This is a genomic window from Escherichia sp. S10b (genome assembly GCF_028421345.1).
GTDB lineage: Bacteria > Pseudomonadota > Gammaproteobacteria > Enterobacterales > Enterobacteriaceae > ECMA0423.
On sequence record NZ_JAHZSO010000018.1, the window covers coordinates 1 to 10921 of the forward strand.

Genomic DNA, 10921 nt, shown 5'->3' on the forward strand with positions numbered 1-10921 from the left:
CAGAGAAAACTGGCCGATTTTCTCTGCACTGGAGGGATAATACAAGGCCTGATAAGCGTAGCGCATCAGGCAGTTTTGCGTTTGTTCATCAGCCTGATGCCGGGCATAGCCCGGCATAAAAGATTACTGCGCAGCGGCAGGTTTACGCGGACGGCGGCGACGTTGTTGTTCGCCTGCCGGTTTGGCATCGCCGAGGCGGCGAGACGGTTTTTCTGCAGGTTTCGCGCTTGCAGATTTTGCGCCACCTTCCCCACGGCGTGGTTGCTGTTGACCGCGACCACCACCTTGCCCACGACCGCCGCCGCCACGTTGCTGGCGACCGTTCTGGATCGGTTCGGCTTTGATTGACGGGTCCGGCTCATAGCCCGGAATCGCAATGCGCGGGATCTCTTTTTTCAGCAGTTTTTCGATATCACGCAGCAGTTTGTGTTCATCAACACACACCAGCGACAACGCTTCACCGGTAGCAGCCGCACGACCGGTACGCCCGATACGGTGGACATAATCTTCCGGTACGTTTGGCAGTTCATAGTTGACGACGTGCGGCAACTCTTCGATATCCAGACCGCGCGCAGCGATATCGGTCGCCACCAGTACGCGAATGTCACCCGATTTAAAATCAGCCAGCGCACGGGTACGCGCACCTTGCGATTTATTCCCGTGGATCGCCGCACTACGGATGCCATCTTTATTGAGCTGCTCAGCCAGATGGTTAGCGCCGTGTTTGGTACGGGTAAACACCAGCACCTGCTGCCAGTTCCCTTTACCAATCATGTGCGACAGCAATTCGCGTTTGCGTTTCTTATCGACAAAGTGAACGTGCTGGGTCACCTGATCAGACGCGGTATTGCGGCGTGCCACTTCGATTTCCAGCGGGTTGTGCAACAGTTTTTCCGCCAGGGCTTTAATATCGTCAGAGAAGGTCGCAGAGAACAGCAGGTTCTGGCGTTTCGCTGGCAGTTTTGTTAACACGCGACGGATATCGTGGATAAAGCCCATGTCGAGCATGCGGTCAGCTTCATCGAGGACGAGGATTTCAACCTGATCCAGCTTCACTGCATTTTGATGTTCCAGGTCCAGCAAACGTCCCGGTGTTGCCACCAGAACATCAACGCCGCCGCGCAGCTTCATCATTTGCGGGTTAATGCTGACACCGCCAAACACCACCAGCGAACGAATGTTCAAATATTTGCTGTAATCACGGACGTTTTCGCCAATCTGCGCAGCCAGTTCACGGGTCGGGGTAAGAATGAGCGCACGTACCGGACGACGCCCTTTGGCGTGCGGCTGGCGAGTGATCAGGTGTTGCAACAGCGGCAGCGTAAAGCCCGCTGTTTTACCGGTACCGGTCTGGGCGCTAGCCATCAGGTCGCGGCCTTCCAGCACCGCAGGGATCGCCTGCTGCTGAATAGGGGTGGGTTCACGGTAACCCTGCTCGGCAACGGCGCGCAGGATATCAGGGCTTAAACCCAAAGAATCGAAAGACATAACTACTCCGAACCGCCCCGACCGTTACCGGTGTAGTTTTCAGGGAGATACTGAAAAGGAAAATGACAAAAACCACAATGTCATGAGGGAGCGGAGTGTAGCAGTTTTTGTGACGCAGCGCATAAATTATCCCTGTGACTGGCGTAGCTAAAATTCTTAGCCATACTGGACAACTCCCCTATGGAGTCATAATCTTAATCAATCATTTGATTAAGAATGGACTGTGCGATGAATAATCCTGCCATGACAATCAAGGGTGAACAGGCGAAAAAACAGCTGATTGCTGCCGCACTGGCGCAGTTTGGTGAATATGGAATGAACGCCACCACCCGCGAGATAGCCGCCCAGGCCGGGCAGAATATCGCTGCCATCACCTACTACTTCGGTTCGAAAGAAGATTTGTACCTCGCCTGCGCCCAGTGGATTGCCGATTTTATTGGCGAGCAGTTCCGTCCGCACGCCGAAGAGGCCGAACGCTTGTTCGCACAACCACAGCCTGATCGCGCAGCCATCCGTGAACTGATCCTTCGCGCCTGCAGGAACATGATTAAGCTGCTCACCCAGGATGACACCGTCAACCTCAGCAAGTTTATCTCCCGTGAGCAGCTCTCTCCCACGGCAGCCTATCACCTGGTGCACGAACAGGTGATTAGCCCGCTACACAGCCACCTGACACGCCTGATTGCCGCCTGGACCGGCTGCGACGCCAACGATACCCGCATGATCCTCCATACTCATGCGTTGATTGGTGAGATTCTGGCGTTCCGTCTTGGCAAAGAAACAATTCTGTTACGTACCGGCTGGACCGCGTTCGATGAAGAAAAGACCGAACTGATCAACCAGACGGTGACCTGTCATATCGACCTGATTTTGCAAGGATTATCGCAAAGGAGTTTGTAGTGATGAAAAAACCTGTCGTGATCGGATTGGCGGTAGTGGTACTTGCCGCCGTGGTTGCCGGAGGCTACTGGTGGTATCAAAGCCGCCAGGATAACGGCCTGACGCTGTATGGCAACGTGGATATTCGTACGGTAAATCTTAGTTTCCGTGTTGGGGGGCGCGTTGAATCGCTGGCGGTGGACGAAGGTGATGCGATCAAAGCGGGCCAGGTGCTGGGCGAACTGGATCACAAGCCGTATGAGATTGCCCTGATGCAGGCGAAAGCGGGCGTCTCGGTGGCACAGGCGCAGTATGATCTGATGCTTGCCGGGTATCGCGATGAAGAAATCGCTCAGGCCGCCGCAGCGGTGAAACAGGCTCAAGCCGCCTATGACTATGCGCAGAACTTCTATAACCGCCAGCAAGGACTGTGGAAAAGCCGCACCATTTCGGCAAATGACCTGGAAAATGCCCGCTCCTCGCGCGACCAGGCACAGGCAACGCTGAAATCAGCACAGGATAAATTGCGTCAGTACCGTTCCGGTAACCGTGAACAGGACATCGCTCAGGCGAAAGCCAGCCTCGAACAGGCGCAGGCGCAACTGGCGCAGGCGGAGCTGAATTTACAGGACTCAACGTTGATAGCACCGTCTGATGGCACGCTGTTAACGCGCGCGGTGGAGCCAGGCACGGTTCTCAATGAAGGTGGCACGGTGTTTACCGTTTCACTAACGCGTCCGGTGTGGGTACGTGCCTATGTTGATGAACGGAATCTTGACCAGGCCCAGCCGGGGCGCAAAGTGCTGCTTTATACCGATGGTCGCCCGGACAAGCCCTATCACGGACAGATTGGTTTCGTTTCGCCGACTGCTGAATTTACCCCGAAAACCGTCGAAACACCGGATCTGCGTACCGACCTCGTCTATCGCCTGCGTATTGTGGTGACCGACGCCGATGATGCGTTACGCCAGGGAATGCCGGTGACGGTGCAATTCGGTAACGAGGCAGGACATGAATGATGCCGTTATCACGCTGAACGGCCTGGAAAAACGCTTTCCGGGCATGGACAAGCCCGCCGTCGCGCCGCTCGATTGTACCATTCACGCCGGTTATGTGACGGGGCTGGTGGGGCCGGACGGTGCAGGTAAAACCACGCTAATGCGGATGCTGGCGGGATTACTGAAACCCGACAGCGGCAATGCCACGGTGATTGGCTTTGATCCAATCAAAAACGACGGCGCGCTGCACGCCGTGCTCGGCTATATGCCGCAGAAATTTGGTCTGTATGAAGATCTCACGGTGATGGAGAACCTCAATCTGTACGCGGATTTGCGCAGCGTCACCGGCGAGGCACGTAAGCAAACTTTTGCTCGCCTGCTGGAGTTTACGTCTCTTGGGCCGTTTACCGGACGCCTGGCGGGCAAGCTCTCCGGTGGGATGAAACAAAAACTCGGTCTGGCCTGTACCCTGGTGGGCGAACCGAAAGTGTTGCTGCTCGATGAACCCGGCGTCGGCGTTGACCCTATCTCACGGCGCGAACTGTGGCAGATGGTGCATGAGCTGGCGGGCGAAGGGATGTTAATCCTCTGGAGTACCTCGTATCTCGACGAAGCCGAGCAGTGCCGTGACGTGTTACTGATGAACGAAGGCGAGTTGCTGTATCAGGGAGAACCAAAAGCCCTGACACAAACCATGGCCGGACGCAGCTTTCTGATGACCAGTCCACACGAGGGCAACCGCAAACTGTTGCAACGCGCCTTGAAACTGCCGCAGGTCAGCGACGGCATGATTCAGGGGAAATCGGTACGTCTGATCCTCAAAAAAGAGGCCACACCAGACGATATTCGCCATGCCGAAGGGATGCCGGAAATCAACATCAACGAAACTACGCCGCGTTTTGAAGATGCGTTTATTGATTTGCTGGGCGGTGCCGGAACCTCGGAATCGCCGCTGGGTGCAATATTGCATACGGTAGAAGGCACACCCGGCGAGACGGTGATCGAAGCGAAAGAACTAACCAAGAAATTTGGTGATTTTGCCGCCACCGATCACGTCAACTTTGCCGTTAAACGAGGGGAGATTTTTGGTCTGCTCGGGCCAAACGGCGCGGGGAAATCGACCACCTTTAAGATGATGTGCGGCTTGCTGGTGCCGACCTCCGGTCAGGCGCTGGTGCTGGGGATGGATCTGAAAGAGAGTTCCGGTAAAGCGCGCCAGCATCTCGGCTATATGGCGCAAAAGTTTTCGCTCTATGGCAACCTGACGGTCGAACAGAATTTACGCTTTTTCTCTGGTGTGTATGGCTTACGCGGTCGGGCGCAGAACGAAAAAATCTCCCGTATGAGCGAGGCGTTCGGCCTGAAAAGTATCGCCTCCCACGCCACCGATGAACTGCCATTAGGTTTTAAACAGCGGCTGGCACTGGCCTGCTCGCTGATGCATGAACCGGACATTCTGTTTCTCGACGAACCGACGTCCGGCGTTGATCCCCTCACCCGCCGTGAATTTTGGCTGCACATCAACAGCATGGTAGAGAAAGGCGTCACGGTGATGGTCACCACCCACTTTATGGATGAAGCGGAATATTGCGACCGCATCGGCCTGGTGTACCGTGGGAAATTAATCGCCAGCGGTACGCCGGACGATTTGAAAGCACAGTCGGCTAACGATGAGCAACCCGATCCCACCATGGAGCAAGCCTTTATTCAGTTGATCCACGACTGGGATAAGGAGCATAGCAATGAGTAACCCGATCCTTTCCTGGCGTCGCGTGCGGGCGCTGTGCGTCAAAGAGACGCGGCAGATCGTTCGCGATCCGAGTAGCTGGCTGATTGCGGTAGTGATCCCACTGCTACTGCTGTTTATTTTTGGTTACGGCATTAACCTCGACTCCAGCAAGCTGCGGGTCGGGATTTTGCTGGAACAGCGTAGCGAAGCGGCGCTGGATTTCACCCACACCATGACCGGTTCGCCCTACATCGACGCCACCATCAGCGATAACCGTCAGGAACTGATCGCCAAAATGCAGGCGGGGAAAATTCGCGGTCTGGTGGTTATTCCCGTGGATTTCGCCGAACAGATGGAGCGCGCCAACGCCACCGCACCGATTCAGGTGATCACCGACGGCAGTGAGCCGAATACCGCTAACTTTGTGCAGGGGTATGTCGAAGGGATCTGGCAGATCTGGCAAATGCAGCGGGCGGAGGACAACGGGCAGACCTTTGAGCCGCTTATTGATGTACAAACCCGCTACTGGTTTAACCCGGCGGCGATTAGCCAGCACTTCATTATCCCCGGTGCGGTGACCATTATCATGACGGTCATCGGCGCGATTCTCACCTCGCTGGTGGTGGCGCGAGAATGGGAACGCGGCACCATGGAGGCTCTGCTCTCTACGGAGATTACCCGCACGGAACTGCTGCTGTGTAAGCTGATCCCTTATTACTTTCTCGGGATGCTGGCGATGTTGCTGTGTATGCTGGTGTCAGTGTTTATTCTCGGCGTGCCGTATCGCGGGTCGCTGCTGATTCTGTTTTTTATCTCCAGCCTGTTTTTACTCAGTACCCTGGGGATGGGGCTGCTGATTTCCACGATTACCCGCAACCAGTTCAATGCCGCTCAGGTCGCCCTGAACGCCGCTTTTCTGCCGTCGATTATGCTTTCCGGCTTTATTTTTCAGATCGACAGTATGCCCGCGGTGATCCGCGCGGTGACGTACATTATTCCCGCTCGTTATTTCGTCAGCACCCTGCAAAGCCTGTTCCTCGCCGGGAATATTCCAGTGGTGCTGGTGGTAAACGTGCTGTTTTTGATCGCTTCGGCGGTGATGTTTATCGGCCTGACGTGGCTGAAAACCAAACGTCGGCTGGATTAGGGAGAAGAGCATGTTTCATCGCTTATGGACGTTAATCCGCAAAGAGTTGCAGTCGCTGCTGCGCGAACCGCAAACCCGCGCGATTCTGATTTTACCTGTGCTTATTCAGGTGATTCTGTTCCCGTTCGCCGCCACGCTGGAAGTGACTAACGCCACCATCGCCATCTACGATGAAGATAACGGCGAGCATTCGGTGGAGCTGACCCAACGTTTTGCCCGCGCCAGCGCCTTTACTCATGTGCTGCTGCTGAAAAGCCCACAGGAGATCCGCCCAACCATCGACACACAAAAGGCGTTACTACTGGTGCGTTTCCCGGCTGACTTCTCGCGCAAACTGGATACCTTCCAGACCGCGCCGTTGCAGTTGATCCTCGACGGGCGTAACTCCAACAGTGCGCAAATTGCCGCCAACTACCTGCAACAGATCGTCAAAAATTATCAGCAGGAGCTGCTGGAAGGAAAACCGAAACCTAACAACAGCGAGCTGGTGGTACGCAACTGGTATAACCCGAATCTTGACTACAAATGGTTTGTGGTGCCGTCGCTGATCGCCATGATCACCACTATCGGCGTAATGATCGTCACTTCACTTTCCGTCGCCCGCGAACGTGAACAAGGTACGCTCGATCAGCTACTGGTTTCGCCGCTCACCACCTGGCAGATCTTCATCGGCAAAGCCGTACCGGCGTTAATTGTCGCCACCTTCCAGGCCACCATTGTGCTGGCGATTGGTATCTGGGCGTATCAAATCCCCTTCGCCGGATCGCTGGCGCTGTTCTACTTTACGATGGTGATTTACGGTTTATCGCTGGTGGGATTCGGTCTGTTGATTTCATCACTCTGCTCGACACAACAGCAGGCGTTTATCGGCGTGTTTGTTTTTATGATGCCCGCCATTCTCCTTTCCGGTTACGTTTCTCCGGTGGAAAACATGCCAGTATGGCTGCAAAACCTGACGTGGATTAACCCTATTCGCCACTTTACGGACATTACCAAGCAGATTTATTTGAAGGATGCGAGTCTGGATATTGTGTGGAATAGTTTGTGGCCGCTACTGGTGATAACGGCCACGACAGGGTCAGCGGCGTACGCGATGTTTAGACGTAAGGTGATGTAACTTCTTATCTTTCGCCAGCAAAGACACTACCGCCGGGCCGGCAAGGATTGCCAGCCCTGCAATTGCCAGCAAAAAGTTGTTTTCCAGTACACGGGACAACAGCCACAGCACAATCAGCGCTGCGCCAAAATACCAGGTCGTGGTCAGCTCTTCCAGCACGTCTGCCACCTCACGCCAGCGTTGCTCGGGGTGGCGCTGAAACACCAACATCATCACTACCGTGACACAATACAGTGCGCATAATCCCACGCCGACGTGAACCAGAGTCTTACTCATCCAGCCCACCACCAGCAGCGCCACTACCAGTAAATGCAACATAATCTGCCAGCAACTTAGACCAGTTGCGACACGAACACGTTGTTGCCACTTCATGGCTTCTCTCCTGAAGAATTTATCTCTACTTACTCAGAGTACCGAACTTTACGGAAAATTCCGTAAGACCGCACCTTTTTGTGACGCCGACTACACTATTTCAATGAGATAAGAGGCAAAGACAGGAAAATTATGCCCGATCAAACACAACAATTTTCGTTCAAGGTGCTCACCATCAACATTCACAAAGGTTTTACCGCGTTTAACCGACGCTTCATTTTGCCGGAACTTCGCGACGCGGTGCGTACCGTCAGCGCCGATATTGTTTGCCTGCAGGAAGTGATGGGCGCGCACGAAGTTCATCCGCTGCATGTGGAAAACTGGCCCGATACCTCGCACTACGAGTTTCTCGCCGACACGATGTGGAGCGATTTTGCCTACGGTCGCAATGCCGTATACCCGGAAGGGCATCACGGCAACGCCGTACTGTCGCGTTATCCCATTGAACATTATGAGAATCGCGATGTTTCGGTCGATGGTGCGGAAAAGCGCGGCGTGCTCTACTGCCGCATTGTGCCACCGATGACCGGAAAAGCGATTCATGTGATGTGCGTACATCTGGGCCTGCGTGAGGCGCACCGTCAGGCGCAGCTTGCGATGCTCGCCGAATGGGTGAATGAGCTACCGGACGGCGAACCGGTATTGGTGGCGGGTGATTTCAATGACTGGCGGCAAAAAGCTAATCATCCGTTAAAAGTGCAGGCCGGACTGGATGAGATTTTTACCCGCGCCCACGGACGCCCGGCGCGCACGTTTCCGGTGCAATTTCCTCTACTACGACTGGACAGGATCTACGTCAAAAATGCCAGCGCCAGCGCGCCAACCGCGTTGCCGCTGCGGACATGGCGACACCTTTCTGATCATGCCCCTTTAAGTGCGGAGATTCATTTATGAAATGTAGCTGGCGCGAAGGCAATAAGATCCAGTTGCTGGAAAACGGCGAGCAATATTATCCCGCGGTGTTTAAGGCGATTGGCGAGGCACAAGAACGCATCATTCTTGAAACATTTATCTGGTTTGAGGATGACGTCGGCAAACAGCTGCATGCGGCACTACTGGCAGCAGCGCAACGCGGGGTTAAAGCGGAAGTCTTGCTGGATGGCTACGGTTCGCCGGATCTCAGCGATGAGTTTGTCAATGAACTGACGGCAGCTGGCGTGGTATTTCGCTACTACGATCCCCGCCCTCGCCTTTTTGGTATGCGCACCAATGTGTTTCGCCGGATGCATCGCAAAATTGTGGTGATCGACGCGCGTATCGCCTTTATTGGCGGGCTGAATTACTCCGCCGAGCATATGTCCAGCTACGGTCCAGAGGCTAAACAGGATTACGCGGTACGCCTTGAAGGGCCGATTGTCGAAGATATTCTCCAGTTTGAGCTGGAAAACCTGCCTGGACAGAGCGCGGCACGACGCTGGTGGCGACGTCATCACAAAGCGGAAGAGAACCGCCAGCCGGGAGAAGCGCAGGTATTGCTGGTCTGGCGCGATAACGAAGAACATCGCGATGATATTGAACGTCACTATCTGAAAATGCTCACTCAGGCGCGGCGAGAAGTCATTATCGCCAACGCCTACTTCTTCCCCGGCTATCGATTTTTACACGCCTTGCGTAAAGCGGCACGGCGCGGGGTGCGGATCAAACTGATCATTCAGGGCGAACCGGATATGCCGATTGTCAGAGTCGGTGCGCGCTTGCTGTATAACTATCTGGTTAAAGGCGGCGTTCAGGTATTTGAGTACCGCCGCCGCCCGCTCCACGGCAAAGTGGCATTGATGGACGATCACTGGGCGACAGTAGGGTCCAGTAATCTCGATCCGCTCAGTTTGTCACTGAATCTCGAAGCAAATGTCATCATCCACGATCGTCATTTTAACCAGACGCTGCGCGATAATCTGAACGGCATTATTGCCGCAGATTGTCAGCAGGTCGATGAGACCATGCTGCCGAAACGCACCTGGTGGAACCTGACCAAAAGCGTGCTGGCGTTCCACTTTTTACGCCACTTCCCGGCGCTGGTTGGCTGGCTTCCGGCACACACACCACGTCTGGCGCAGGTTGATCCGCCCGCACAACCGACAATGGAAACGCAGGATCGGGTAGAAACTGAAAACACGGGGGTAAAACCCTGATGAGTAAATCACACCCGCGCTGGCGCTTAGCAAAGAAGATCCTCACCTGGCTGTTTTTTATCGCGGTGATTGTGTTGCTGGTGGTCTACGCCAAAAAAGTGGACTGGGAAGAGGTCTGGAAGGTCATCCGCGACTACAATCGCGTTGCGCTGCTTAGTGCGGTCGGGCTGGTGGTCGTCAGCTATCTGATTTACGGCTGCTATGACCTGCTCGCCCGCTTTTACTGCGGTCACAAACTGGCGAAGCGCCAGGTGATGCTGGTGTCGTTTATCTGCTACGCCTTCAACCTGACGCTCAGTACCTGGGTCGGCGGCATTGGTATGCGCTATCGTTTGTACTCCCGACTAGGGTTACCGGGCAGCACTATTACGCGGATTTTCTCGCTCAGTATTACCACCAACTGGCTGGGCTATATTTTACTGGCAGGGATTATCTTTACCGCAGGCGTGGTGGAGTTGCCGGATCACTGGTATGTCGATCAAACTACGCTGCGTATTCTCGGCATTGGCTTACTGATGATTATCGCGGTTTATTTGTGGTTTTGCGCTTTCGCGAAGCACCGCCATATGACCATCAAAGGGCAAAAGCTGGTGCTGCCTTCATGGAAATTCGCCCTCGCTCAGATGCTGATTTCCAGCGTTAACTGGATGGTAATGGGGGCGATTATCTGGCTGTTACTTGGTCAAAGCGTGAACTATTTCTTTGTACTGGGCGTGTTACTGGTTAGTAGTATTGCTGGCGTCATCGTGCATATTCCGGCGGGGATCGGTGTGCTGGAAGCGGTGTTTATCGCACTACTGGCTGGGGAGCATACCTCGAAAGGGAGCATTATCGCCGCCCTGCTCGCTTATCGCGTCCTGTATTACTTTATCCCGCTGCTGCTGGCGCTGATCTGTTACCTGCTACTGGAAAGCCAGGCGAAGAAGCTACGGGCGAAAAATGAAGCGGCGATGTGAAGTTTAGTTAAGTTCTTTAGGGTAATGACTCCAACTTATTGATAGTGTTTTATGTTCAGATAATGCCCGATGACTTTGTCATGCAGCTCCACCGATTTTGAGA

The 10921-nt window shown here is 54.4% G+C and carries 11 protein-coding genes; 8 read left to right on the forward strand and 3 right to left on the reverse strand.

Annotated elements, in window-relative coordinates; all coding sequences use genetic code 11:
* Nucleotides 1–123 precede the first annotated feature (123 nt).
* On the reverse strand, nt 124–1488 hold the full coding sequence (gene rhlE / locus FTE26_RS01145) for an ATP-dependent RNA helicase RhlE (RefSeq protein ID WP_000007101.1): 1365 nt from the start codon (nt 1486–1488) through the stop codon (nt 124–126).
* A 228-nt stretch (nt 1489–1716) separates the two neighbouring features.
* On the opposite strand from rhlE, the gene cecR reads away from it, so the two are divergent.
* The 5 genes from cecR to FTE26_RS01170 are packed head-to-tail and all read left to right on the forward strand — an operon-like array spanning nt 1717 to nt 7358.
* Nucleotides 1717–2388 (forward strand): DNA-binding transcriptional regulator CecR, encoded by a 672-nt coding sequence (gene cecR / locus FTE26_RS01150; protein WP_001296991.1) that lies wholly within the window; start codon nt 1717–1719, stop codon nt 2386–2388.
* Nucleotides 2389–2390: 2 nt separating this feature from the next.
* Nucleotides 2391–3386, forward strand: a complete 996-nt coding sequence (hlyD, locus tag FTE26_RS01155; RefSeq protein WP_001296990.1) for a secretion protein HlyD — start codon at nt 2391–2393, stop codon at nt 3384–3386.
* Nucleotides 3379–5115 carry an ATP-binding cassette domain-containing protein gene (locus FTE26_RS01160; RefSeq protein WP_000996099.1) on the forward strand — a complete coding sequence of 579 codons (1737 nt, stop codon included), beginning with the start codon at nt 3379–3381 and terminating at the stop codon, nt 5113–5115. The genes hlyD and FTE26_RS01160 overlap by 8 nt, the downstream gene beginning before the upstream one ends.
* Nucleotides 5108–6241 carry an ABC transporter permease gene (locus FTE26_RS01165; RefSeq protein WP_000070131.1) on the forward strand — a complete coding sequence of 378 codons (1134 nt, stop codon included), beginning with the start codon at nt 5108–5110 and terminating at the stop codon, nt 6239–6241. The genes FTE26_RS01160 and FTE26_RS01165 overlap by 8 nt, the downstream gene beginning before the upstream one ends.
* A 10-nt stretch (nt 6242–6251) precedes the next feature.
* The gene (locus FTE26_RS01170) at nt 6252–7358 is read left to right on the forward strand and encodes an ABC transporter permease (RefSeq protein WP_000469031.1); all 1107 of its coding nucleotides are present in this window, start codon (nt 6252–6254) and stop codon (nt 7356–7358) included.
* Here FTE26_RS01170 and FTE26_RS01175 read toward each other — a convergent pair.
* Entirely contained in the window at nt 7320–7730 is a 411-nt protein-coding gene (locus tag FTE26_RS01175; protein WP_000871982.1) for a YbhQ family protein, read from the reverse strand. The two genes, FTE26_RS01170 and FTE26_RS01175, sit on opposite strands and share 39 nt — an antisense overlap.
* A gap of 132 nt (nt 7731–7862) precedes the next feature.
* Here FTE26_RS01175 and FTE26_RS01180 point away from each other — a divergent pair, with 132 nt between their 5' ends.
* From FTE26_RS01180 to FTE26_RS01190, 3 genes are read left to right on the forward strand one after another with little or no spacing between them, the layout of a single operon-like run.
* On the forward strand, nt 7863–8624 hold the full coding sequence (locus FTE26_RS01180; RefSeq protein WP_001113348.1) for an endonuclease/exonuclease/phosphatase family protein: 762 nt from the start codon (nt 7863–7865) through the stop codon (nt 8622–8624).
* Nucleotides 8621–9862 (forward strand): cardiolipin synthase ClsB, encoded by a 1242-nt coding sequence (gene clsB, locus FTE26_RS01185; RefSeq protein WP_000650337.1) that lies wholly within the window; start codon nt 8621–8623, stop codon nt 9860–9862. Before FTE26_RS01180 ends, clsB begins: the two co-directional genes overlap by 4 nt.
* Complete coding sequence (locus FTE26_RS01190; RefSeq protein WP_000045448.1) at nt 9862–10818, forward strand: lysylphosphatidylglycerol synthase domain-containing protein; 957 nt, start codon at nt 9862–9864, stop codon at nt 10816–10818. The genes clsB and FTE26_RS01190 overlap by 1 nt, the downstream gene beginning before the upstream one ends.
* 35 nt (nt 10819–10853) lie before the next feature.
* Here the strand turns inward: FTE26_RS01190 and FTE26_RS01195 are convergent.
* Nucleotides 10854–10921 (reverse strand): IS1 family transposase (locus FTE26_RS01195; RefSeq protein WP_004209611.1); only part of this gene is annotated, 68 nt, incomplete at its 5' end.